At 72.6% G+C, this 23,459-nt stretch carries 25 protein-coding genes; 19 read left to right on the top strand and 6 right to left on the bottom strand.

The features are described from left to right. Positions 1-167 precede the first annotated feature (167 nt). From AAH979_RS16790 to AAH979_RS16755, 8 genes are all read left to right on the top strand, one after another. Positions 168-653, top strand: coding sequence for a CarD family transcriptional regulator (locus AAH979_RS16790; protein ID WP_007073334.1), 486 nt, complete (start codon positions 168-170; stop codon positions 651-653). A 66-nt stretch (positions 654-719) separates the two neighbouring features. Continuing rightward, on the top strand, positions 720-1,430 hold the full coding sequence (gene ispD, locus AAH979_RS16785; protein WP_346259044.1) for a 2-C-methyl-D-erythritol 4-phosphate cytidylyltransferase: 711 nt from the start codon (positions 720-722) through the stop codon (positions 1,428-1,430). An 18-nt stretch (positions 1,431-1,448) separates the two neighbouring features. Further along, positions 1,449-1,925, top strand: coding sequence for a 2-C-methyl-D-erythritol 2,4-cyclodiphosphate synthase (gene ispF / locus AAH979_RS16780; RefSeq protein ID WP_346259043.1), 477 nt, complete (start codon positions 1,449-1,451; stop codon positions 1,923-1,925). 100 nt (positions 1,926-2,025) lie between these two features. Next, positions 2,026-2,340, top strand: a complete 315-nt coding sequence (locus AAH979_RS16775; RefSeq protein WP_346259042.1) for a hypothetical protein — start codon at positions 2,026-2,028, stop codon at positions 2,338-2,340. A 4-nt stretch (positions 2,341-2,344) separates the two neighbouring features. Continuing rightward, positions 2,345-3,613, top strand: coding sequence for a hypothetical protein (locus tag AAH979_RS16770; protein ID WP_346259041.1), 1,269 nt, complete (start codon positions 2,345-2,347; stop codon positions 3,611-3,613). Further along, positions 3,610-4,032 carry a hypothetical protein gene (locus tag AAH979_RS16765; protein WP_346259040.1) on the top strand — a complete coding sequence of 141 codons (423 nt, stop codon included), beginning with the start codon at positions 3,610-3,612 and terminating at the stop codon, positions 4,030-4,032. Before AAH979_RS16770 ends, AAH979_RS16765 begins: the two co-directional genes overlap by 4 nt. A gap of 420 nt (positions 4,033-4,452) precedes the next feature. Next, positions 4,453-5,490: a tetratricopeptide repeat protein gene (locus AAH979_RS16760; RefSeq protein WP_346259039.1), complete on the top strand. Its 1,038-nt coding sequence runs from the start codon at positions 4,453-4,455 to the stop codon at positions 5,488-5,490. 167 nt (positions 5,491-5,657) lie between these two features. Next, positions 5,658-6,704: a hypothetical protein gene (locus AAH979_RS16755; protein WP_346259038.1), complete on the top strand. Its 1,047-nt coding sequence runs from the start codon at positions 5,658-5,660 to the stop codon at positions 6,702-6,704. Positions 6,705-6,722: 18 nt separating this feature from the next. Here AAH979_RS16755 and AAH979_RS16750 read toward each other — a convergent pair whose 3' ends face one another. Further along, positions 6,723-7,898 (bottom strand): homogentisate 1,2-dioxygenase domain-containing protein, encoded by a 1,176-nt coding sequence (locus AAH979_RS16750; RefSeq protein ID WP_346259037.1) that lies wholly within the window; start codon positions 7,896-7,898, stop codon positions 6,723-6,725. A gap of 94 nt (positions 7,899-7,992) precedes the next feature. Between AAH979_RS16750 and AAH979_RS16745 the strand changes: the two genes are divergently transcribed. From AAH979_RS16745 to AAH979_RS16725, 5 genes are all read left to right on the top strand, one after another. After that, positions 7,993-8,850, top strand: a complete 858-nt coding sequence (locus AAH979_RS16745) for a hypothetical protein (RefSeq protein WP_346259036.1) — start codon at positions 7,993-7,995, stop codon at positions 8,848-8,850. Between the two features lie 16 nt (positions 8,851-8,866). Continuing rightward, a complete protein-coding gene (gene fahA / locus AAH979_RS16740; RefSeq protein WP_346259035.1) occupies positions 8,867-10,072 on the top strand; it encodes a fumarylacetoacetase in 1,206 nt (401 codons plus the stop codon). Positions 10,073-10,251: 179 nt separating this feature from the next. Continuing rightward, positions 10,252-10,449 carry a DUF397 domain-containing protein gene (locus AAH979_RS16735; protein ID WP_346259034.1) on the top strand — a complete coding sequence of 66 codons (198 nt, stop codon included), beginning with the start codon at positions 10,252-10,254 and terminating at the stop codon, positions 10,447-10,449. Between the two features lie 359 nt (positions 10,450-10,808). After that, entirely contained in the window at positions 10,809-11,405 is a 597-nt protein-coding gene (locus AAH979_RS16730; protein ID WP_346259033.1) for an SRPBCC family protein, read from the top strand. An 87-nt stretch (positions 11,406-11,492) separates the two neighbouring features. Next, on the top strand, positions 11,493-12,788 hold the full coding sequence (locus tag AAH979_RS16725; protein ID WP_346259032.1) for a PQQ-binding-like beta-propeller repeat protein: 1,296 nt from the start codon (positions 11,493-11,495) through the stop codon (positions 12,786-12,788). Between the two features lie 35 nt (positions 12,789-12,823). Here the strand turns inward: AAH979_RS16725 and hisC are convergent, their stop codons facing one another. The 4 genes from hisC to hppD are packed head-to-tail and all read right to left on the bottom strand — an operon-like array spanning position 12,824 to position 17,016. After that, positions 12,824-13,972 (bottom strand): histidinol-phosphate transaminase, encoded by a 1,149-nt coding sequence (gene hisC / locus AAH979_RS16720; protein ID WP_346259031.1) that lies wholly within the window; start codon positions 13,970-13,972, stop codon positions 12,824-12,826. Next, positions 13,969-15,063: an RDD family protein gene (locus AAH979_RS16715; RefSeq protein WP_346259030.1), complete on the bottom strand. Its 1,095-nt coding sequence runs from the start codon at positions 15,061-15,063 to the stop codon at positions 13,969-13,971. The genes hisC and AAH979_RS16715 overlap by 4 nt, the downstream gene beginning before the upstream one ends. Before the next feature lie 28 nt (positions 15,064-15,091). Continuing rightward, positions 15,092-15,784, bottom strand: coding sequence for an RDD family protein (locus tag AAH979_RS16710; protein ID WP_346259029.1), 693 nt, complete (start codon positions 15,782-15,784; stop codon positions 15,092-15,094). A gap of 11 nt (positions 15,785-15,795) precedes the next feature. Further along, entirely contained in the window at positions 15,796-17,016 is a 1,221-nt protein-coding gene (gene hppD, locus AAH979_RS16705; RefSeq protein ID WP_346259028.1) for a 4-hydroxyphenylpyruvate dioxygenase, read from the bottom strand. Between the two features lie 134 nt (positions 17,017-17,150). On the opposite strand from hppD, the gene AAH979_RS16700 reads away from it, so the two are divergent. Continuing rightward, on the top strand, positions 17,151-17,693 hold the full coding sequence (locus AAH979_RS16700; protein ID WP_346259027.1) for an Lrp/AsnC family transcriptional regulator: 543 nt from the start codon (positions 17,151-17,153) through the stop codon (positions 17,691-17,693). On the opposite strand, the gene AAH979_RS16695 is transcribed toward AAH979_RS16700, so the two are convergent. Further along, positions 17,597-18,637: a DUF5937 family protein gene (locus tag AAH979_RS16695; protein WP_346259159.1), complete on the bottom strand. Its 1,041-nt coding sequence runs from the start codon at positions 18,635-18,637 to the stop codon at positions 17,597-17,599. The genes AAH979_RS16700 and AAH979_RS16695 overlap by 97 nt on opposite strands. Before the next feature lie 289 nt (positions 18,638-18,926). Between AAH979_RS16695 and AAH979_RS16690 the strand changes: the two genes are divergently transcribed. From AAH979_RS16690 to AAH979_RS16670, 5 genes are all read left to right on the top strand, one after another. Beyond that, positions 18,927-20,132 (top strand): MFS transporter, encoded by a 1,206-nt coding sequence (locus tag AAH979_RS16690; RefSeq protein WP_346259158.1) that lies wholly within the window; start codon positions 18,927-18,929, stop codon positions 20,130-20,132. A 135-nt stretch (positions 20,133-20,267) separates the two neighbouring features. Then, a complete protein-coding gene (locus AAH979_RS16685; RefSeq protein WP_346259026.1) occupies positions 20,268-20,840 on the top strand; it encodes a Panacea domain-containing protein in 573 nt (190 codons plus the stop codon). Then, positions 20,833-21,141, top strand: a complete 309-nt coding sequence (locus tag AAH979_RS16680) for a hypothetical protein (protein ID WP_346259025.1) — start codon at positions 20,833-20,835, stop codon at positions 21,139-21,141. The genes AAH979_RS16685 and AAH979_RS16680 overlap by 8 nt, the downstream gene beginning before the upstream one ends. A gap of 104 nt (positions 21,142-21,245) precedes the next feature. Beyond that, on the top strand, positions 21,246-22,676 hold the full coding sequence (locus AAH979_RS16675) for a PQQ-binding-like beta-propeller repeat protein (protein WP_346259024.1): 1,431 nt from the start codon (positions 21,246-21,248) through the stop codon (positions 22,674-22,676). Between the two features lie 107 nt (positions 22,677-22,783). Beyond that, the coding region (locus AAH979_RS16670; RefSeq protein WP_346259023.1) for a fumarate hydratase at positions 22,784-23,459 on the top strand (676 nt) is incomplete at its 3' end.

The following is a 23,459-nucleotide window of genomic DNA, read 5'->3' as shown; positions in this document are numbered from 1 at the left end:
GGTGATCCGTGTGTCACGCAGTGTGCCTAAATCCATGGATCGCTGCCGTGTCAAGCCGAAGAAAGACCTCTCACAGGGCCTCTGAGCTGCGCTAACGGTCAGGACTGCGGTGGGACATCGGTGCCTGAGCGTGTTACCCTAGACACAGCGAAAGGGGTTTCGAACCTATGGTTTTCAGTGTCGGCGAGACCGTTGTTTACCCCCACCACGGGGCCGCACTCATCGAGGCAATCGAGACTCGGGTCATCAAGGGCGAGCCCAAGCAGTACCTCGTCCTCAGGGTCGCTCAGGGTGATCTGACGGTCCGGGTGCCCGCCGAGAATGCCGAGATCGTGGGCGTGCGCGAAGTGGTCGGCGAAGAGGGCCTGGGCAAGGTCTTCGATGTCCTCCGTGCCCCGCACACCGAGGAGCCGACCAACTGGTCGCGGCGTTACAAGGCAAATCTGGAGAAGCTGGCCTCCGGTAACCCCCTCAAGGTGGCGGAGGTTGTTCGCGACCTCTGGCGCCGGGAGCGGGAGCGGGGCCTGTCGGCGGGCGAGAAGCGAATGCTCGCCAAGGCCCGCGACATCCTCGTCGGTGAGGTCGCACTCGCCGAAAAGAGCACCAAGGACGAAGCGGAAACTCTGCTCGACAAGGTGCTCACCGAGGCATAGCCCCCCACGCTGGCACTTTCCGCCGGTGCCCGCGAAGTACCCCGAAGAAAGTCCGAGGACCGCGACGTGACCGCGCAGCTCAATCCGCGCGGTGACGTCGCGGTCCTCGTTCCGGCTGCGGGTGCCGGCGTCCGGCTCGGGCCGGGCGGCCCCAAGGCGCTCCGCCGGATCGGTGGCGAACCGCTGCTGGTGCACGCCGTGCGGCGGATCGCCGCCGCACCCTCCGTGCACACCATCGCGGTAGCGGCGCCGCCGGGCGACGAGGACGCCGTCCGGGAACTGCTCGCCCCGGTCGCCGAGTTGACCGTGGTGACCGGCGGAGCCACCCGGCAGGAGTCGGTCGCCGCCGCGCTGGCGGCGGTCCCGCCCGGCCCGGAGATCGTCCTGGTGCACGACGCGGCCCGGGCGCTGACCCCGACCGCCCTGGTCGAGTCGGTGGCCGAGGCGGTCCGCGGCGGCGAGGACGCCGTGATCCCGGTGCTCCCGGTGGTCGACACGGTCAAGGAGGTCTCGGCCGCCGGTGTGGTGCTCGGCACGGTGGACCGGTCCGCCCTGCGGGCTGTGCAGACGCCACAGGGCTTCCGGCGGGCGGTGCTCGCCGCCGCGCACGCCGCCGCCGTCGATCCGCTGACCGACGACGCGGGCCTGGTCGAGAAACAAGGGGTACGCGTCGCCTGCGTCCCCGGCTCGGAATACGCGTTGAAGATCACCCGTCCGTTCGACCTGGCCCTGGCCGAGCACCTGCTCAACGCGGTGCCGCTCGCCGGGCACCACTGATCGCCTACGCTTTCGCACGTGATCCTTCCGCTGGTCGGTGTCGGCACCGACGTGCACGGATTCGAGCCGGGCCGGGCCTGCTGGGTGGCTGGCCTGCACTGGCCCGGCGTGGACGGACTGGCCGGGCACTCCGACGGCGACGTCGCCGCGCACGCCGCCTGCGACGCGCTGCTCTCCGCCGCCGGCCTGGGCGACCTGGGCAGCAACTTCGGGGTGGCCGAGCCGGAGTGGGCCGGCGCCGCCGGGGTGGCGCTGCTGGCCGAGACCGCCCGCCGGCTCCGCGCCGCCGGCTTCGAGATCGGCAACGTCTCGATCCAGGTGATCGGGGTACGCCCGAAGATCGGTCCCCGCCGCGACGAGGCGCAGCGGGCGCTGACGGCGGCGGTCGGCGCCCCGGTCACGGTCTCCGGTACCACCACCGACGGGCTGGGGCTGACCGGTCGGGGCGAGGGGCTGGCCGGCATCGCCGTCGCGCTCATCCACCGGCGGTCCTGAGTCGGGCGGCCCCGCCGTTCCGGTTGGCGCACCGTGGATTCCGTTGTCACGGATCACTACCATCACCCTCGATGGGCCGCCGACGCCGGGGGTGGGTGCCGTGACCTATGTGAAACCCAAGTCGCTGGACGGAAGCGCGAACACGCTTATCGAGCTGGCGGGCCTGCTCCGGGCCGGGCGGCCGGAGCTGACCCTGTCGGGCCGGGTCGCGACCCCGAACGCGCACGAAGAGGTGGCCGATCGGACCAGGGTCTTCGCCGACCACGCGCACGACCAGTACCAGGACGTGGTGGCGTTGCTGTCGGCACTGTCGACGAAGCTCAAGGTCGCGGCCGCCGGCTACGTCAACGCCGACGCGTCGATCCAGCAGAAGGTCGACTCCTTCATCACCGACTCCACCTTCCGGCGGACGTGACGCCGTGGCGTACCGGGCGGAGGTCAGGTACATCGAGGCGATGAAGCCGCACCTGGTCGACATGGCGGCCGAGGACTTCAAGCGGGTGGTCCGGCTGATCGAATCGGCCCTGCCGACCCTGGAGCGGGTCAAACGCGGGACCAGGTGGGCCGGCACCGGCAAGGAGCTGTTCGACCGCCGCCTCAAGGAAGCCGACCTGATGATGGAGGCGTTGCGCGACGGCTACCGGAAGGCCGGGCGGGCGCTCGACGACTACGTGGACGCGCAGACCGAGGCCCAGCGCCTGGTGGGCGAGGGAGTACGGGTCGAGAGTGCGCTAGGCAGCCTGGTCGGGCAGATCGGCGACCCGGGCCCTGAGCCGATGAAGGGGTGGGAGTACCTGCGCGCCCGGCATGCCGAGCTCGCCCGGGCCGGGGAGACCGGCATCGCCGAACAGATCAGGCAGATGCAGCCCGAGGCCGACCGGTTGTTCAACCAGGCGGGCGACTTCTACCAGCGGGCGATCAGGACCGAGACCGCAGCTCGGGGGTTGGCCGGGGCGGCGCTCGGAGCGGCCCGGGGCAACCTGCCCGACTTCCTGGCCAACAGCGGCGACGCGCAGGCCATCATCGGTGCCGTCTCGGGCCTTCAACAGGAGATCCACCAGGCCGCTACCGACCCCAACGCCCGCCGGCCCGGCGCGGCGGTGATGGCCGAGTACCAGGTCGTGGAGGATCCCAACCGGGACAAGTTCCCTGATCCGCCGCTGAGCTGGGTCGTGGACCAGCGCCAGCTCACGGCGTCCGAGGCGGAGATCCTGCGGGAGTTGCAGCGGACGCGCGGCCTGCTGGGGCTACAGAAGTTCAAGGACATCCACGACGAGGCGTTCGCGGTGGCGGACGCGCGTTTCGCCTCCCCGGACCGGAACGACGACCACAACGACGCCTTCCGGCACGCGTACTGGAACGCGCGGCTGACCCAGGAGTTCGGCGAGGAGTGGACGGCGCGCTACACGACGGCGCACGAGACCATCCCGGGCAACCCGGCGGCCCGCGAGGCCATGGACCTGTACAACAACGAGGTCGGCCGGGCCGTGGCGCTGGCGAACCCCGGCGTCTCACCCGAGGTGCTGGCCGACAGGGTGCAGGAGGCCGTGCAGCAGGGACGTACGGTGGTCATCGGCCGGGACGGCAAGCTGGACTACAGCGACCAGCTCACCATCCCGGACACGGGCCAGCCGGCCAACACGACCCTGCCGGGGCATCCCCAGCCGCAGAAGAAGACCGGATCGTGATCCGCAGGCGGACGATGCTGGTGGCGGCACTGGTGCTGCCGGTGTCCGCCGTGGCGGGCTGTGCGAAGGAGAGCCGGACGATGACCCCGCAGTTCGACGAGGACCTCGATGCCAAGTTCGCCGAGTTGCGGGCCAGTGGCGGGTCGGCGCCGCTGCGCACGCTGACCTCGTTCGACTGGGACGCCGTCTACTGCTACTACGAGGGCGCGACCGCCGACGAGGTCAACGGCGACGTCGGCGCCACCGTGCTGGAGTCCGGCAGCCGTTTGATGGTCTCCGGTGCCCTGGCCGTGTTCACCAACGGCGGCGAGGTGGTCAAGGCCCTGGCCATCCCCGAGCTGACCTTCACACCCGGCAAGCAGCCCGCTGGCACGACCGTCGTGGTCGAGCAGGGCATGAGCCTGGCGTCCCCGAACTGACGGGGCTAACCGGCGGCCTGGCGCGGTTCGTCCGGGGCGTCGCCCCGCACCGGTAGTCGAGCAGGCGATCGTCCCCGCATCCGGGTGGCAGCACGGGCGCGGGGGCACTGCTCGGGCTTGGGCGGGAGTCCTTTTGACGGGATCCCATCGAGGTTCGCGAGTGCGGAAGCCGAGGCGGGCTCGGCAGCGGGAAGCCGCCCGACCAGGTGACCGGGGGCATTAAGGGACCAAGCCTGACGCCACGGGGGGAGCGCCAGGCTTGGTCCCGTCTACGGTACCGCGCATCCGGCGGCATGGGGAGTGGGCATTCGGCGGGTCGCCGGTTAACTGGCCGGCGGCGGCTCGTCGACTGCCCGGAGAGTGGTGTCCGGCGGGTCGGGCGTGGAGATCCGGCGGGACAGCGCCGGATAGGCTCGGCCCGTGTCCAGCGACGCTGATTCCGACCAGTCCTCCCCCGCCGAAGGGTACGTCCAGCGCGCCGAACTGCTCGCCGAACTCGGCCGGTACGACGAAGCTGCCGCCGAAGTCGGGTTCGCGATCGCGCTCGACCCGTCGAACGTGCATGCGCTGGTCATGCTCGCGATGGTCAAGCTCGCGGGCGACAAGCCGGAGGAGGCGCTGAGTGCTGCCGACTCGGCCGTGGCCGCCGCTCCGGAGCTGATCCATCCGCTGGTGATCCGGGGACATGCCCTGGCCGACCTGCGCCGGTTCAAGGAGGCGGCGGCGACGGCCGACGAGATCCTCGCGCTCGGGCCGGACGACGCGTACGCCCAGCGCAGCGCGGCGGCGATCCTGGGTGAGTCGCGTAACGGACAGCAGGCGTTGAACGCCGCGTGGCGGGGTGTCGAGCTGGCGCCCGAGGAGCCGCAGGCGCACCTGGTGCTGGGCCTGGTGGCGGCCAGGATGCAGATGTTCGACCTGGCCGAGCGGGCGTACCGGGAGGCGCTGCGGCTCGATCCGGAGCTGGCGGCGGCCCAGCACAACATCGGAGTGATCCGGCTGGAGCAGCGACGCTACTCGGAGGCGCTGGAACATCTCGCGGACGCGGCGGCACTGGAGCCGACCAGCCGGGACGGTGCCCGGGCGATCGGCGGCGGGCTGCGCCAACTCCTGATGTACGGCGCCGGCTACACCATCGTGGTGTCGGTGCTGGTGGCCTGCCTGGCGGCGGCGAACCCGGTGTCGTCCCGGCTCTGGGCCGGACTCGCGGCGGTGACCGGCGGCATCCTGGTCTGGCGGTTCGCCAGGCGGGTGCCGAACCTGGGCCGGGGACGGCTGCCCGACCTGATCCGCTCCGACCGGCTGCTCGCCCTCGCCGTCTACGCCGTGATCGCCGGGCCCTGCCTGATCCTGCTCTACGCGATCCTCGGTACCCCGTGGCCGCTGGTGCTGGCGATTGCCACCACCGCCGCGACCGAGCTGGCGGTGCTCTTCGGCTGGTCACCCGACCGAGACTGACGGCATGATCCGTATCGGATGGCGTGGATGAACGGGTAGAGTCCGGGACAGTACAGAACATCCCACTTCTTTTCGGCTCGCCCCGTGCCGACCGGACGATCGGGGGTGCGATGGCTCGGCAGTGGACGCAGTGGTGGAGTCGCCGGATCGGTGTGGCGGTGTGCGGGGTGTTGGTGCTGACGGGGTGCACCAGCGAGACCGGACCGGAACCCCCGGCGCCCAAGGTGACCACCCAGGAGTTCGAACAGCGACTCACCGAGCACCTGTCCCGCGCGCTGGCCGGGGCGCTGGAGCCCGACGCGCAGGCCACCCCGCCGAGCCATTCCCGGAGCGCGGGCTGTGCCGACCTGCCCGAGGGCGGGCCGACCTGGGGTGTCCGGCCGCGAGCCGAGCTGACGGTCTCGGCCGGCGAGAAGGCCGGGAAGTACTTCGACGACCTGGACACCTGGCTGATCCGCGAGGGTTTTGCCGAGCACACCAAGCGGTTGCGGACCGGCACGCCCACCGACGTACGGGAGGTCATCGCCGAGCACGAGGACGGCACCGAGTTGCTGATGGAGATGGCTCTGGAGAGTGGAGGGTTAACCGTCGGATTGACCGGACCGTGCACCTGGCCGCCGGATCGGCCCGGCGGCCCGCCGTCCTCCGGACAACTCCCACCCCTGCCGGCGCCGTCCGGTCCGACGCAGACCCGCAGCGAGGATTCCGCCGACCCGTGCCGGTCGCCGAAGCTCTATGTCTACAACCTCACCTCCCAACCCTTCGCCGGCCGGGGTCCGCACCTGATGATGCTGGTCAGGTATTCCGACGAGCGGGAGATGGAGTACGCCGAGATCCTGCTGCCCGATGCCTGGGAACCCCGGTACGAGGCGGGCACCTCCAAGCGGAACCTCGACCAGGTGCAGCTCCTCGTCTGCGTACGGGTGGCGGCGACCCGGGACTCGCGCAAGGACGTCACCTGCAACTACGCGAGTGAATCGGCCCTCCTGGCCCGTGGTAGCCCGTTCACCTTCGACCTGTTCGAGAGCGTCTACCACGTCACGGTGCGGGAGGCCCGCAGCGGCAGGATGGTCAGCGAATTCACCGTGCCGGGGCGGCAGGGCGCCGAGGACAGCTGCCCGTTTCGCATGAACTACAACCGGAAGCTGGCCCGGGGCATCGACGAGACGGCCTTCGAGCGCAGGCTGCGGCCGCTCGTCGAGGCGCGCCGGTGACGGGTTGGCGGGGTGGGCTCAGCCGGTGGTCCGGCCGGACCAGGTCCAGGCGTACCCGGTGTCCTCGCAGGACAGTGCCGGACCGCAGAGGTCGAGTGGGCGGAAGGTGTCGACCATGACGGCCAGCTCGTCGAAGCTCTCCGCCCCGATCGCCCGCTCCGGGGCGCCGGGCTGCGGGCCGTGGGTGAAACCGGCCGGGTGCAGCGAGATGGAGCCCTGCTCGATCCCGGAGCCGCGCCGCGCCTCGTAGTTGCCGCCGGTGTAGAAGAGCATCTCGTCGGAGTCGACGTTGTGGTGGTTGTACGGCACCGGGATCGCCAGCGGGTGGTAGTCGACCTTGCGGGGCACGAAGGAGCAGATCACGAAGTTCGGGCCCTGGAAGGTCTGGTGCACCGGCGGGGGCTGGTGGAGCCGGCCGGTGATCGGCTCGAAGTCGTGGATGGAGAACGCCCACGGGTAGAGGTGGCCGTCCCAGCCGACCACGTCGAACGGGTGGTTGGCGTAGACGTGCCGGGTCCAGCCCCGGCGGTGCTGGACGTACACCTCGACGTCGGTCTCCTCGACCAGCAGCGGCGCCTCCGGGCCGCGTACGTCCCGCTCGCAGTAGGGGGAGTGTTCGAGGAACTGGCCGCGTACCGAGAGGTAGCGCTTGGGCGGGCCGATGTGCCCGGACGCGGAGATGGCGAGCATCCGCAGCGGTTCGGGGGCGACCGGCACGATCCGGTACACCACCGAGGTCGGGATGATCACGTAGTCGCCGGCGGTCACCCCGAGGACGCCGAAGCTGGACTCGACCCGGGCGGCGCCCGACTCGACGTAGAGGCACTCGTCGCCGACCGCGTTGCGGTAGAGCGGGGAGGGCTGGTCGGCGACGACGTACGAGATCCGGACGTCGTCGTTGGCCAGCAGGTGCTGCCGGCCGAGGATCGCGTCGGTGCCGGCTCCGCCGTCGAGCTTGTGGGTACGCAGGTGGCGAGGCTTGAGTGGTAGGTTCGGCACCCGCTGCCAGGCCGGCGGGGTGAACTCCTCGGCGGCGACGATCGCGGTCGGCAGATAGCGGTGGTAGAGCAGTGACGAGTCGGAGGAGAAGCCCTCCTGCCCCATCAGCTCCTCGGCGTAGAGGCTGCCGTCGGGCTGCCGGAACTGGGTGTGGCGCTTCCGGGGAACCTCGCCGACGCTGCGGTAGTACGGCATGATCGCCTCCCTTTTGTCCCAGTCACCGGCCGAAAACGTCCGATAATCGGACGGTGTTGTCCGCTAGTCGTAGCGTCCCGTAAGTTCTCTGTTCGTGTCAACGCAGCTACCCCGGCTCTTCGCCGGGCTGGTCGACGACGCCGCCGTCTTCCCGCCCGGCAGCGCCACGCTGCCCGAGGCGGTCGCCGCGCACCGCCGGCACCGGGGTGCCTGGTACGCCCCATTGGTCGGCCCCCTGCTGCTGCCCGCCTCGGCCCTACCCGAGCTGCCGGCCCTGCTCGGCGACGACGAGCGGATCGACGTCGGCGTGATCGGCGACGTACCCGTGCCAGAGCTGTACGCGCTGCGCGAGCAGACCGACCCCCGGATCCGGATCCGGCAGGTTGAGATGGCGGTGGCCAAGCGGGGCGAGGACCCGCTGCCCGGGCTCGCCGCCCTCGCCCGGCTCCCCGCCCACCTGGACGACGCCGACGTCTACGCCGAGATCCCGCTCACCTGGGGGTTGCTCGGCGCGCTCGACCGGCTCGCCGACGAACGGGCCGGCGGCAAGCGGATCGCGGCCAAGTTCCGCACCGGCGGGCTGGCCGCCGAACTCTTCCCCACCCCGGTCGAGCTGGCCGCGGTGATCGGCGCCTGCCGGGACCGGGAACTGCCGTTCAAGCTCACCGCCGGGCTGCACCACGCGATCCGGCACATCGATCCGGAGACCGGCTTCACCCACCACGGCTTCGTCAACATCCTGGCCGGCACCGCCGTGGCCTGCGCCGGCGCCGAGGTGGCCGAGGTGGCCGAGACGCTGGCCGCGACCGACCCGCTGCCGCTGGTCGAGGCGGCCCGGTCCCGGCGGGAGCAGCACCGTCCGCTCTGGATCGGGTTCGGCTCGTGCAGCGTGCTGGAACCGCTGATCGACCTGGTCCGGCTGGGACTGGTGAATGGAGGCTTCGAGCCGTGACAGTTGGGGAGCACGCGTGACCTGGGTGGCGGAGGCGGCGGGATCGGCGTACGGGGTGCACAACCTGCCGTACGGGGTCTTCCGGTCAGCGGGGCGGGCGCCCCGGATCGGCGTACGGGTCGGGGATCTCGTCCTCGACCTCGACGGCGCGGAGGCGGCCGGGCTGGTCTTGGCCGGCGGCGCGCTGCGGCAGCCGACCCTGAACGCGTTCCTGACGCTCGGCCGGGCACAGTGGAGCACCGTCCGGACCAGGATCGTGGAACTGCTGACCGACGAGCGGCACCGGGCGGCCGTGACCCCGCTGCTGGTCCCGCTCGACCGGGTGGAGCTGGTGCTGCCATTCGAGGTCGCCGACTACGTCGACTTCTATTCCTCGGAGCACCACGCCAGCAACGTCGGGAAGATCTTCCGGCCGGACGGGCGGGCGCTGCTGCCCAACTGGCGGCACCTGCCGGTCGGCTACCACGGCCGGGCCGGCACGGTGGTGGTCTCCGGTACCCCGGTGGTCCGCCCGACAGGGCAGCGCGGCACCCCGGACGGGCCGGTGTACGGGCCGTCGACCCGGCTGGACATCGAGGCCGAGGTCGGCTTCGTGGTCGGCGTACCGTCGCCGCTGGGCGAGCGGGTCGGGGTGGACGACTTCGCCGCGCACGTCTTCGGGGTGGTGCTGCTCAACGACTGGTCGGCCCGGGACATCCAGGCCTGGGAGTACCAGCCGCTCGGGCCGTTCCTCGGCAAGTCGTTCTGCACCTCGGTCTCGCCCTGGGTGGTACCGCTGGAGGCGCTGGCCGCCGCCTGGGTACCGGCCCCGGCGCAGGAGCCGGCGGTGCTGGACTACCTGCGGGACGTACCGCACCTCGGGCTGGACCTGCGGCTGACGGTGGACTGGAACGGCACCCGGGTCAGCGAGCCGCCGTTCGCCGGGATGTACTGGACGCCGGCCCAGCAGCTCGCGCACCTGACGGTGAACGGGGCGGCGCTGCGTACCGGCGATCTCTACGCCTCCGGCACGGTCTCCGGCCCCCGCCGGCAGCAGGTCGGCTCGTTCCTCGAACTGACCTGGGGCGGGGCCGAGCCGGTGACGCTCTCCGACGGCTCGACCCGGACGTTCCTGTCCGACGGTGACACGGTCAGCATCGGCGCCACCGCGCCGGGGCCGGGCGGCAGCACCGTCGGCCTGGGCGAGGTCGTCGGGACGATCGCCCCGGCCCGCCCCGACTGAGGCCCGGCGTCCGCACAGCCGGTGTCCGGTCGGCGTTCAGCCGGGTCCCGCACAGCCGGTCGGACGGAGTGTGCGATTGACCGGTCGGGACGAGTAACAGGATTGCTCATCGCGCGTTGACTTACCCGGGCGGGGACAAACCCGTCATCAAGTCTGATAAGCCTTGAAAGGGTACAAAGATGTTCAACGCGGAAGTTGCTTGCTGGCGCAAGAGCAGCCGTTCCAACGACCAGGGACTCTGCATCGAGGTGGCCGACAACCTACCCGGCGTGGTCGGCGTGCGGGACTCGAAGGACCCCGACCCGGTGCTGTCGTTCGAGCCGGCCAGTTGGGCGGCGTTCGTGGCGGCGACCAGGACGGGCGCGTTCGGGAGCTGATTGAACCGCGCGGTTCCGAGCACGGTCGGGACCGCGCGGTCACGGGGAACCCTCGCCCCGGTCCGGCACCGGGGCGCCGAGATCTGATTCGCTCCCTGTCGAGCTGGGCGCACGGACGGGGCGCCGACCCGGATGACGTGCGGCCGGACCGCCATCGTCGCGGGACGGTGTTGTCGGTGGGTGCACCGGCGGGGCAGCTCGACAGTCTCGTCCGGAGGCATGGTCCGGGGCGGAGCGCGGGCGGTGCGTCGAGCGCGCGTCCGTTCATACGTCGCGCTGTCACGTTCTGATCACTCTGCGGCGGTCCGGACTGTGATCGGCCCCTCCCGCGCCGTACCGTGGTGTCGGGGAGGTGCCCAATGTCGACGGTGGCGTTCAGCCGACTGATCGAGGCACCCGCCGACGAGCTGTGGCGGGTCTTCACCGACCTGCCCGCCCGCCCCCGATGGCTCTGCCAGGTCGACGAGGTCGAGGTGCTGAATCCGGCCAGCGCACCGGCACCGGGCCAGGCCGCCGCGCCGTCCGGATCCGGCGGCGGATCGAACACCAGCCGCGAAGGATCGGATACCGACCGCGAAGGATCGGCCACCGGCCTCGGGGTCGGCACCGTCTGGCGGGAGAGCCGGACCGGGCCGGACGGCACCGTGATGGTCGAGGAGTTCGCGGTCCAGGAGGCGCTACCGCCCCGGCGACTCGTCGTCAGCTCGTCGGGCAACGGCGTCGACTACCTGACGACGTACACCTTCGTTCCGGTGCCGGCGCGGCGACCGGGTCGGGGCCGGACCGTGGTGACCGTCAGCCACGAGGGTGTGCCCACCGCCCGGTACGGCCGGCTGCTGGCCGTGGTCTTCGGCGGGCTCGCCGCGCGGGCCGGCGAGGGTGCGCTGCGCCGGGACCTCGCCGACCTGGCCACCGCCACCGCCACCGGCCCGAGCGGCCCGGCCGTCGCCGCCTGACCGAGCGCGCCCGCCGGGTACCGATCGCGCACCTGCCCGGCGGCGGCCGCCCGGCGGTCGATAGGGTTCCGGCGGAGGTGTCCGGGCATGGCAACGCCGAACGGCGCGCGGAACTGGCCGCGGACGGCGGTCGCCATCGCGGTGGCGGTGCTGCTCGCGGTCGGGTCCGCCGTGATCGTCTACCGGGTGCTGGCGCCCGCCGAGGTGAGCACGCCGGCCCGGGCCGACTATCCGGCCCCGGTGACCGCCCGGCCCGGCGTGGTCGGCACCCTGAACGCGGCACCGCTGATCGTCGACGACCGGATCCGGGTCTACGCCACCACCCGGCAGGTCCGGGCCGACCGGCCGGTCGACGCACCGACCCGGCGCACGCCGTACTGGTCGTACCGGCGCTGGCCCGCGCAGGTGGCGGGGCTGGTGGCCGAGGGTGGCACGGTGGTGACCCGCTGGTCGGACGGCGAGTTGGTGGCGCTGGACGCCCGTACCGGCACGGTCCGCTGGCGGGCCACCGGACCACGCCCCGGGCACGACTATCTCGGCCGGCGCACCGGGGCCGCCACCGTCTACGCCCCGACCGGCCTCCACACCGCCCGCTCCTCGACCGGCCGCCCGGTACTGGTGGTCGGCGAGGCCGCTGACCGGCGCGGGATCGACCTCGACTCCGGCCGGGAACTGTGGCGCCTCAGCACCGTTCCGACCTGCTCCGACCGTGGCCCGGACGACGAGACCGCCGCCGGGGCGGGTCAGGGGCTGACCACCACCGACGGGTTCTTGGCCGTCCTCGACGGCTGTGCCGGGTCGGGCGGGGTGGAGTTCTACGACGTGGCCACCGGCGCCCTCGCCGGGCGCTGGCGGCCCGACGACTCCGGGCGGCCGGTCCGGGTCAGCCCGGTCGGCTGCGTGGCCGGCCGGTCCGGCTGCCGGGCCCTGCGGACGGTCAGCGGCGGTGTGACCCGGGGCTGGCTGGTCGACGGGACCCGCCCGGTGCCGGCCCCGGCCCTGGACGCGCCCGAGGCGGTACTGGTCGGTGAGGTCGCGGTGGCCCCGGGCGGGACCGGGCTGGTGGGCCGGTCGGTGCGGACCGGCGCCGAACTCTGGCGCTGGTCCGAGGCCGGGCAGTCCCGGCTGATCGCCGCCCAACCGGGCCGGGTGCACCTGCGTACCGCCGGAGGTGACCTGGTCACCCTGGACGCCGCCACCGGCGCGGAACGGTCCCGGTTCCCGTTCACGTACGGGCGGGACTCGACCACCTGGTCGCCCGGGTTCGCGTACGCCGCCGGCGGCTTCCTGGCGGTGGAGCGGCTCGCCGAGCCGGTGGATCCGGCCGCCGGGGACGACCGCTACTACCTGGCCGCCCAGCCGGTCATCCTGGCCGGCACCTGACCCGGCCCGACACCGGAATCGGCAATCTGCTCGTGTTACTGCTGACCGCCGAGCTGGTCGGCGACCGCCAGGAAGGCGTCGTTCTCCGCGGGGGTGCCGATGGTGACGCGTACGCCCTCGCCGGCGAAGGGGCGGACGATGATCCCGCGTGCCTCGCACGCCTGCGCGAACGGCACCGACCGGTCGCCCAGCGGCAACCAGACGAAGTTCGCCTGGCTGTCCGGCACCGTCGCGGTCGGCCCGGCCGGCAGCCGCTTGCGCAGCGCCTCGGTGACCCGGTCCCGCTCGGTGACCACCAGCGCGCAGCGCCGCCGTACCTCGTCGGCCTGGGTGAGCGCGGCCAGCGCCCCCGCCTGGGCGGCCAGGCTGGTGGAGAACGGGGTGACCACCTTGCGTACCGCCGCGGCCACCTCGGGCTGGCCGACCAGGAAGCCGATCCGCAGCCCGGCCAGCCCCCACGCCTTGGAGAAGGTGCGCAGCACCACCACGTTCGGCCGGTCGCCGTAGGCCGCGAGGCCGTCCGGCACCTCGGGGTCGGTGACGAACTCCCGGTACGCCTCGTCGAGCACCACCAGCACGTCGTCCGGCACCGAGCCGAGGAACCGGTCCAGCTCCGAGCGGCGCAGGCTGGTCCCGGTCGGGTTGTTCGGGTTGCAGACCAGGATCAGCCGGGTCCGGTCGGTCACCGCCGCCGCCATCGCCGTCAGGTCGTGCCCGTGGCCGGCGTCGTTGGGCACCCGCACGCTGGTCGCGCCGCTGGTCGCCGCGATGATCGGGTACGCCTCGAAGGAGCGCCACGAGTACACCACCTCGTCCCCGGGCAGGCAGGTCGCCCGGACCAGGTGTTCGGCCAGCGCCACCGACCCGCAGCCGGTGGCGATCCGGTCCGGGTCGACGCCGTGCCGTTCGGCGAGTGCCGCCCGCAGCGCCAGTACGCCCATGTCCGGGTACCGGTGTGCGCCGGCGACCGCCTCGGCGACCGCCTCGACCACCCCGGGCAGCGGCCCGTACGGCACCTCGTTGCTGGCCAGCTTGATCGCCTCCGGCAGGCCCAGCTCCCGGGCCAGGTCGGCGGGGCTGCGCCCGGGCACGTAGTTCGGCAGCGCGTCGAGATCGGCGCGGGTCAGCCGGGGAGCCCCGGGCCGCCGGTCGGGGCCGGGGGTGGAACTGGTCGGACCGGTCATGACGCGGGGCCTCCAGAGCGATCGTTCGGGGTGCCGGTGTGCTCGGCCGGTGAAGCGAGCCGGACCACCACGGTCTGGCCCCGCTTGTCGTGCAGGGCCTGCCGTAGCGGCCGGTCGAAGAGCGGGAGCGCGCAGTCGACGAGCTGGATCAGGAAGCCGATGCCGCAGCAACTCCAGAGGAAGACCGGCAGGCCGAGCATGTTGAACCGCCGGAACGAGCGGCCGAAGCCCAACTGCTCGGTCTCGGCCAGCGGTACGACCTTGATCCCCATCACCCGCTTGCCGAAGGTCTGCCCGGTGTTGGCCACCGACGGCACCTCGTAGGCGAACCAGAGCGCGACGGCGATCAGCAGGATGACCACCTGCAACCCGTCGGCCTGGGCGCTGGCCTGCGGCAGGCCCTCGGTGGTCGACTCGCCGGCCAGGGCACGCCGCCAGATCTCCCGGCCGACCGGCTCGATCTCCTGCACGAACCGCCAGACGAACCAGCCGTTCACCACCACGTTGAGCAGCAGCACCAAGCCGATGTCGATCAGCCGGGCGACCACCCGGGCACCGAGCGGCGCCAGTTCCAGCCCGTGCGGTCGGGGCGGTGGCGCGGCCCAGTACGGGTGCGGCCAGCCTGGCGGCGGCTGCCCGTACGGCGGCATCCCGGGCGGCGGCCCGTACGGCTGACCCGCCGGGCCGGCGCCGGGCCAACCGGGCGGGGCCGGCGGACCGGAGGCCGGCGGTCCGCCCGGTGGTGCGCCACTGACCGGCGGCGTCCCGCCCGGCGGAGCGCCGACCGGCGGCCCACCCGACGGTGGCCCACCCCAGGGCGGTCCGCCCCACGGTGCGGCCGGTCCACCGGGCGCGCCGGGCGGAGCCGGTGTCGCCGGTGAGCCGGGCGCGGCGGGGGAACCCGGCGCCCCGGGCGGGGCACCGGCACCGCTGGACGGTGCGGGTGCCGGCTCGGGCTCCTCGGCCGGCGGCGGGCCGGGCGGCGGTGTGGCGTCCACGGGCAGCGGCGCGCCCACCCAGCCCTCGCCGTCCCAGTACCGCTGGGTCGTCGGCTCGGCAGGGTCGGCGTACCAGCCCGGCTGCACCGTCACCGGAACGACCTTGGTTGAGTCCTGACGTTCACGCTGGAACCTTAACCACCACGGTCCTGGCGAACTTGTCGTGGAGGCACTGCTGGTACGGCTTGTCCCAGAGCTGCCAGAGCCCGTCGACGTAGCCCAGACCGGGAACCAGGCCGCTGCCCGCCTGCACCAGGAAGCGCCGGGCGAGGGGAGCCCGGCCGATCGAGCCGGCCGGGTCCAGCGGGACGATCTTGATTTTCATCACCCGCTTGCCGACGGTCTGCCCGGTCCGCCTCGGCATCTCCACCTGGTAGAGGTATTGCAGGGCGAACCCGACCACGAGCAGGGCGGCCTCCAGCAGCAGGAACGGCACCAGGAAGCCGAACGGGTCCGGCTCGACGACGGGACCGTCCGGATCGGGGACGGTGAAGAAGTCCGCGCCCACCGTCGAGAAGAAGACGACAAACGCCGGGATGGCGAGCACCAGCACCGTCCCGCCGAGGATCGCCGCGTCGATCAGGTACGCCAGCAGCCGGTCGCTGAACGAGGCGAGTGGCTGGCCGGACGGGCTGACCGGCGGTGGCGGCACCGGATAACCGGGCATCGGACCGTAGCCCGGCCGGCCCGGCGGGTACCCCGACGGGCCGTAACCGGGCTGGCGGGGCTGCGGCACGAACCCGCCGGACGGCGGCCCGGACGGCGGCCGACCCTCTCCGGACGGCGGCGGCATGGCTGGAGGTTGCTGGGTCACGCAGGACAGTGTTACAGGTTTCCGCGCGCCTCTTGCTCCCGCTCGATGGCCTCGAAGAGCGCCTTGAAGTTGCCCTTGCCGAAACCGAGGGATCCGTGTCGCTCGATCAACTCGAAGAAGACCGTCGGCCGGTCCTGCACCGGCTTGGTGAAGATCTGCAACAGGTAGCCGTCCTCGTCCCGGTCGACCAGGATCTTCCGGGCCTTCAGCTCCTCGATCGGGGCGCGCACCTGGCCGATCCGGGCCCGCAGTTCCGGGTCGTCGTAGTACGAGTCCGGGGTGTCCAGGAACTCGACGCCGGCCGCCCGCATCGCGTCGACGCTGGCCAGGATGTCGTTGGTGGCCAGCGCGATGTGCTGGGCGCCCGGCCCGCCGTAGAACTCCAGGTACTCGTCGATCTGTGACTTGCGGCGAGCCACCGCCGGCTCGTTGAGCGGGAACTTGACCTTGCGGGTGCCGTTCGCCACCACCTTCGACATCAGCGCCGAGTAGTCGGTGGCGATGTCGTCGCCGATGAACTCGGCCATGTTGGTGAAGCCCATGACCCGGCGGTAGAACTCCACCCACTCGTCCATCCGGCCCAGTTCCACGTTGCCGACGACATGGTCGACGGCCTGGAAGAACCGCTTCGGCTGCACGCCAGCGTCGATCATCGGCTGCCGGTCCACGATCGGGCCCTGCGCGACGAAGCCGGGCAGGAAGGGGCCGTGGTAGCGCGACCGGTCGACCAGGGAGTGCCGGGTGTCGCCGTAGGTGGCGATGGTGGCGATCCGGACCGTGCCGTGGGAGTCGGTGACGTCGTACGGAGCGGCCAGGCCGGTGGCGCCCTGTGCCATCGCGTGCGCGTACGCCGCGTCCACGTCCGGCACCGCCAGCGCGATGTCGAGTACGCCGTCGCCGTGCCGGGCCACGTGGTCGGCGTCCGGGGCGTCCGGGCGGACCGCGCCGGTGAAGACGAACCGGGCCGAGCCGCTGGTCAGCACGTACTCGGCGTGCTCCCGGTGGCCCTGCTCCGGCCCCCGGTACGCCACCCGGGTCATCCCGAACGCCGTCGAGTAGTAGTGCGCGGTCTGCTTCGCGTTGCCGACCATGAACCGGATGTGGTCGATGCCCTGCACCGGGAAGGGGTCGGTGCCGTCGTCGTGCGCGACGGCCCCGACGAGCCGGTCGACGTCAACGTCGAGGTCCAGAGCCGAGCCGGCGGTGGACGGCTGGTGGAGTGCGCTGGTCATCGTCCTGCCTCCCTGGGGTGCCCGACCGGCCGGCGGCCCGGCCGGTCTTTCCCGGAGCATCCCGCTCGGGCGCCGACTGGGCAACCGAACCGCGAAATGCTGAGCAGGTTGTGCATTTAGTATGGTCAACGACCGTGAGTACTGTGCAAGATGTGCAGCTCGATCAGCTCGACGTCCGCCTGATCGACCTGCTCGCCGCCGAACCCCGGATCGGCGTCCTGGAGTGCTCCCGCCGGCTCCAGGTGGCCCGGGGCACGGTGCAGGCCCGGCTGGACAAGCTGCTCGCCCGGGGCGTGATCGCAGGTCTCGGTCCGCAGCTCGACCCGGCGGCGATCGGCTTCGCGGTGACCTCCTTCGTCACGCTGGAGATCCACCAGCGGCCCGGCCACGACCCGGTGACCGCACACCTGCACGGCATCCCCGAGGTGCTGGAGGTGCACACCATCACCGGCTCCGGCGACATGCTCTGCCGGATCGTCGCCCGGTCCAACGCCGACCTGCAACGGGTACTCGACCAGATCGTCTCGCACGAGCAGATCGCCCGGGCGTCCAGCATCATCGCGCTGGCGGAGAAGATTCCCTACCGGGTGCTGCCGCTGCTCCGCTCGGCCGTGGAGGCCGCGCCGGAGGGCGGAGCGTCGCCGGCGAGCGCGTCGCCGAGCGCGGTGCGCTCGTAGCGGACCGACCGGCCGAGCCGGGTCCGGCTGACCAGCCCGGCGTCCCGGAGCACCGCCAGGTGCCCGCCTACGCTGCCCAGCCCGGTGCCGAGCTGGGCGACGAGTTGACTGGTCGTGGCGGGGACGGCCAGGGCCCGCAGCACCGCCGCCCGGGAGGCGCCGACCAGCCGGTCCACCGCGTCCGGGGTACGGCCGGGCGGGGGCGGGCCGAGCAGGTCGGCCACGCCCCGGGCGGGGTAGACGATCGCGTACGGCCAGGGCGGCTCGGTGTAGCTGATCAGCGGGCCGAAGGCGGTGGGTACGAAGAGCAGCCCTCGGCCGGCCAGCTCCCGGCTGCCCTGGCCGGAGCAGTCGACCTCGATCACCCCGTTCGCACCGTCCGAGATCCAGCGCAGCCGGGGGTCGAGGTCGGCGAGCGCGGTGGCCCAGCCGTACGTGCCGAGCTGACCGGCCCGGTGCACCAGGTCCCGTTCCAGCACCGCCCGCAGCCGTGTCCAGTCCGGCGCCACCAGCGCGGTCCAGGCCGCCTCGATCCCGTCGGCGATCCGGTCCACCACGTCCGGTGCCTCGAAGATCCGCCGCGCGTACTCCGGCGGGGTCCGGTGCCCGACCAGGTTGCGGGCCAACTCCTCGCGGGCCTGCTCCAGCGGGGTGGCCCGGATCGCGGCCAACTCGTCAGCGAAGGTCAGCCCGACCCCCGACGGCGGCGGCTGCACGAAGTCGGCGTTGTAGCCGCCCCGGCGCAGCAGTGCCAGCAGCGCACCGACCGCCGGCGAGTCCCGCCGCAGCCGCAGGTAGCGGTCGCGGACCCGGGCCACCCAGGGGGAGAGCGCGGCCGACCGGTGCTGGCCGGCGCAGAGCCGCAGCGCCGACATCGCCTCGCCGAGCGGCGAGATGGCGAACCGGCTGGCCGCCACGTCCGCCGAGGTCACCTCGATCCGGATGGTCACCGACGGGCCTCCCTCCGCCGCTGCCCCGCCGGTGCGCCTGCCCAGGCCACCGCGTCGACCTGGGGGTTGCCGGCACCTTTCGTTCCTGCCCGAAACCCTAGTGCGGTGCGGCGGGGCCGAGCACGCTGGCCGGGTGAGCACCGCGACGGGGCCGGCCGAGGACCGGGCGAGCAAACCCGGGCCGGACGGCCGGCCGCCCCGGACCGGCGCGCCCGCTCCCGGCGACGCGGCGCTCCGGACCGGGACCCCCGGCCCCGGCGACCGGCCCGCGACGTTCGGCAGTGTGCTGGCGGTACCCGAGTTCCGGGCGCTCTTCGCCGGCTTCAGCGTGTTCATGGTCGGCGAGACGGTGAAGATGCTCGCCCTCGCCGTACTGCTCTACGAGCGCACCGGGTCGGCGCCGCTCGCCGCCCTGGCGTACGTCGTCGGCTTCCTGCCGCACGCGGTCGGCGGCGTACTGCTGCTCTCCCTCGCCGACCGGTGGCGGCCCCGGGCCCTGATGGTCGGCTACGACCTGCTGCGGCTCGCCTCCGTCGCGCTGCTCGCGCTCGGGGTGCTGCCGCCGGCCGGCATGCTCGGGCTGGTCTTCGCGGTCGGGCTGCTCGCCCCGGTGAGCACCGCCGCCCGCAACGTGCTGCTGCCGGAGTTGCTGGCCGGGGACGGGTACGTGCTCGGGCGCTCGCTCTTCACCGTCGCGGCGGGCGGGACCCAGGTGCTCGGGTTCGCCCTCGGTGGCCTGCTGCTCGGCCTGGTCGGCCCGTACGGCGCGCTCTGGCTGACCGTGCTCACCTGCGCGGTCTCCGCCCTCCTGGTCCGGTACGGCGTGGCGGAGCGGCCACACCGGGCGGTCGCCCACGGGGTGGTCCGGCAGACCTGGCGGGTCAACCGGCTGCTGCTGCGCGACCGGCGGGTCCGGGGACTGCTGCTGGCGCACTGGCTGCCCGGCTCGCTGCTGGTCGGCGCCGAGGGCGTGATCGTGCCGTACGCCGACGGCCTCGGTCCGGGGGCGAGCGCCGGGGTGCTGTTCGCGGCGTCCGCGTTCGGCATGCTGGTCGGCGACCTGGTGGTCGGGCGGTGGGTCGCGCCGGCCCGGCGGGAGCGGCTGGCCCCGTGGCTGGCGCTGCTGCTCGGCGCGCCGATGCTCGGCTTCGCCGCCGGGCCGGGGCTGGCGGCCGCCGTCGCGCTGTTCGGGCTGGCCACCTTCGGCTTCGCCTTCCAGCTCGGGCTGGCCCGGCGGTTCCTGGCGGCGGTGCCGGAACAGCGCCGGGGGCAGGCGTTCGGGCTGCTGGCCACCGGACTGATGACCGTGCAGGGGGTGAGCGCCGGGCTGGCCGGGCTGCTCGCCGAGTGGCTCGCGCCGGGCCGGGTGATGGCGCTCGCCGGGGCCGCCTCGATGGCCGCGACCCTGCTGCTGTGGCGCTGGCTGCGCCCCGAGTCCGCCACCCGAACCGCCGACGGCCAGAATTCCGCCCGACCCCGCATGCCCTGATCGTCGGTCGAGGTCGCGGTGATTCGCCGGGGTGCCTGGTCCTGTCACAGGCGCCTGGCAGTCTCGTACGCATGTGCGAGCGACCCGCGCGTGTGGCGCCCCCCGCGACCGAGATCAGGAAAGTAGGCTGGCGCAATGACCGTGTCAGCCCATGACGTAGCCGCGGCTCTCCGCCATCGGGTTCCCGGTCTACCGACGAAGAAACTGCACAAACTTCTCTACTACTGCCAAGGGCACCATCTTGCCGCATTCGGGGTGCCCCTGTTCCGTGAAACGATCTCGGCCTGGGACATGGGGCCGGTGGTCGGCAGCCTCTGGCAAGCCGAACGCGGCGGCGACATCCCCGCCTCCCCCCTGGAACTCGGCGAGGCCGAACTCAACACCGTCGGCTACGTCGTCAGCCGCTACGGCAAGCTCACCGGGACCGACCTGGAGCACCTCACCCACTCCGAAACTCCGTGGCAGTACGCCAACGCCCTCCGGATGCCCGGCGAGTCGGCCAGGATCGAACTGGAGTGGATACGGGAGTACTTCACCACCGCCGGCGCGGTGGACAATGACGACGAGATCCCAGTCGACGCCGCCGAGGTGCGAGCCATCCTCAAGGGCGCCGAAGCACGTCGCAACCCGAGCCCGCGCGCCGACGACCCTGAGCGGTTGCGCGCCCGGATAGCGGAGATGCGGGCACAACTGGGGCGGAGTGCCTGAGGGACGCGGGTTGTGGCAGTTGGCCGACTTCGAGGACCGCTTCGATGCCTGGGCTGACCGCGACAACCCGTCACCAGACCTTCGGATCGTCGTCGCCGAGTGGATCCTGACCCGCATGGAGGATCCTTACGAGGGCGCGAAGCGGGAGCCCGGGTTTCCGGATCTGTGGTCGGTGCGGATCCGGGGTACCGCGGTCGGTCGGCCGGGCGCGTTCGCGATGGTGCTCTGCTCGTTCTGGGTCAAGGAGACCGAGCACAGCGTGGTGTGCGACAACTTCTCGACCCTTGGCTATCCGGTGTGAGGTCGCCGCCGGATCCGAGAGCTGAGGACGGTACGGCTGGAATTCACGACACGGACATAACGTCCTAGCGGCACTTGCCGGACGATCTCGTTTACGGTAACCGGATGGCCAAGGGGAGCGCCCGGAGCGCGGGCGTCATGTCCGCCCTGGCCATCGCGCTGATCGCGGTGATCGTGCTCGCCGCGACCAACGTCTGGAATCCCTTCCCCGGGGTCTGGGACTGGGTCAACCGCGACGAGCCGATCTCCGAGCCGGACGTCGTCTGGCAACAGCGGATCGGCGGGACGCCGCAGAGCGTCACCATCGCCGGCAACACGGTGGTGATCCGCTACCGCACCCGGGTCGAGGCCCGCAGCCTCGCGACCGGGCTGCGGCTGTGGGAGCGCAAGGCCGACTGGGCCGCGGTGGCGGGTGGTGACCGGGACGCCGTCGTCGCCGTCGGCAAGCTGCTGAGCAAGGGCTACGAACTGCTCGACCCCGAGACCGGAGCGGTACGCCGCAAGGACAGCGCGGCGGTCGGCGTCTGGACGTACCGCAACGCCCTGGTCGACGTGCGCTGCCGAGAGCCCCGGGACTGCACGCTGACCGCCTGGGACCCCCGGGGCAGCAATCCGAGCTGGACGACCTTCCTGCCCGGAGTGGAGACCGGGCCACTGGCCGGCAACCCCGACACCCTGGGTACCCGGCCGTTGACCACCCGGCAGGTCCACGAGGGGGCCGGCGGCCCGGTCGAGATGCCGCCGCTGCTCGGACTCTCCGTCGACGGCCGGGTGCACATCGTGGACACCGCCACCGGCCGGGTGATGCAGGACGTGAAGCCGGGGCAGCAGGACCGGATCGTGGTGGTCGGCGGCCGGATGCTGCGCATCGAGGCCCGGGCCGCCGACGGTACCTGCTACTTCACCGTGGTGGCCCGGGATCCGGTGACCGGGCAGGAGGTGTGGCGCCGCGACGGGCTCAACCTGCGTACCGCCGACGGGGCCGGCTGCGTGCAGCGGGAGGATCCGCAGGGCGGGGAGAACGTCTTCGTCGGCGTCGGGCCGGACGCCCGGGAGACGGTTGTCGACGCGTACGACGGCCGGGTGCTGTGGACGGGTCCCAAAGGTGAGAAGCTGCTCGCCGTCGACGACCGGTACGCGCTCTCCCGCTCCGCCGACCAGCGCTCGGTCGTGGGCAGCGAACTCGCCATCGACCGGGCCCGGTGGACCCGGCCGGTCAACTCGGAGGGCGGCGCCGCGCTGGCCCGGCACGCCGCCCTGCTGATCGACCGGCGGCCGAACCGGATCATCGCGCTCGATCCGCGCAGCGGCCGGGAACTGGCCAACGTCCGCTCCTCGGCCGAGGTGCTCGCGGTGGGTCCGGCCGGGATGGTGATCGGCGACGGGCGGGACATCGGGTACCTCCAGTTCGCCGGGGTCTCGACCGGCGGCCCGGCGCCGACCGCCGGTCCGGGCGGCCAGGAACCCGGGCCCGGCACCGAGTGCGGCGGCCCGAAACAGCCGGAGTGTCCACCGGAGAACGGCAAGGACGGCTGACCGGCGTCCCGCTGGTCGGTCGGCGGGGCGGGTCGGATGAGAGCGGCGTCGCAGGGTCGACCCGGCGGGTGGGCCGGCCCCGGTCGGCTGGCCTAGGCTTGCCGGCTATGAGCAGTGGCGCGCCGTTCTCGTACTCCCCCCTGTTGCCCGTCGGCGCCGACCAGACCGAATACCGACTGGTCACCGACGAGGGCGTCGACGTGGTCCACGGGCCGGGCGGCCGCCGCTTCCTGACCGTGGAGCCCGCGGCGCTGACCGCGCTGACCGCCGAGGCGATGCACGACATCTCGCACTACCTGCGGCCGGCGCACCTGGCCCAGTTGCGGGCCATCATCGACGATCCGGCCGCGTCGCCGAACGACCGCTTCGTCGCGCTGGACCTGCTGCGCAACGCCAACATCGCCGCCGGGGGCGTACTGCCGATGTGCCAGGACACCGGCACCGCGATCGTGCTGGGCAAGCGGGGCCGGCACGTGTTGACGGACGGGTCCGACGACGAGGCGGTGTCCCGGGGGGTCTATCAGGCGTACACCCGGCTCAACCTGCGGTACTCGCAGCTTGCCCCGCTCACCATGTGGGAAGAGAGGAACACCGGCAGCAACCTGCCGGCCCAGGTGGAGATCTACGCCGAGGACCCGGACGGGCACCCGGACGCGTACAAGTTTCTCTTCATGGCCAAGGGCGGAGGCTCGGCCAACAAGTCCTACCTCTACCAGGAGACCAAGGCGCTGCTCAATCCCACCCGGATGATGCAGTTCCTGGAGGAGAAGCTGCGGCTGATCG

Origin of the sequence: Plantactinospora sp. ZYX-F-223, from assembly GCF_039649625.1 — a bacterium.
Classification (GTDB): Bacteria; Actinomycetota; Actinomycetes; order Mycobacteriales; family Micromonosporaceae; genus Plantactinospora.
Note: the sequence above shows the minus strand (reverse complement) of the source record. Positions and strands in the feature narration are given on the sequence as shown.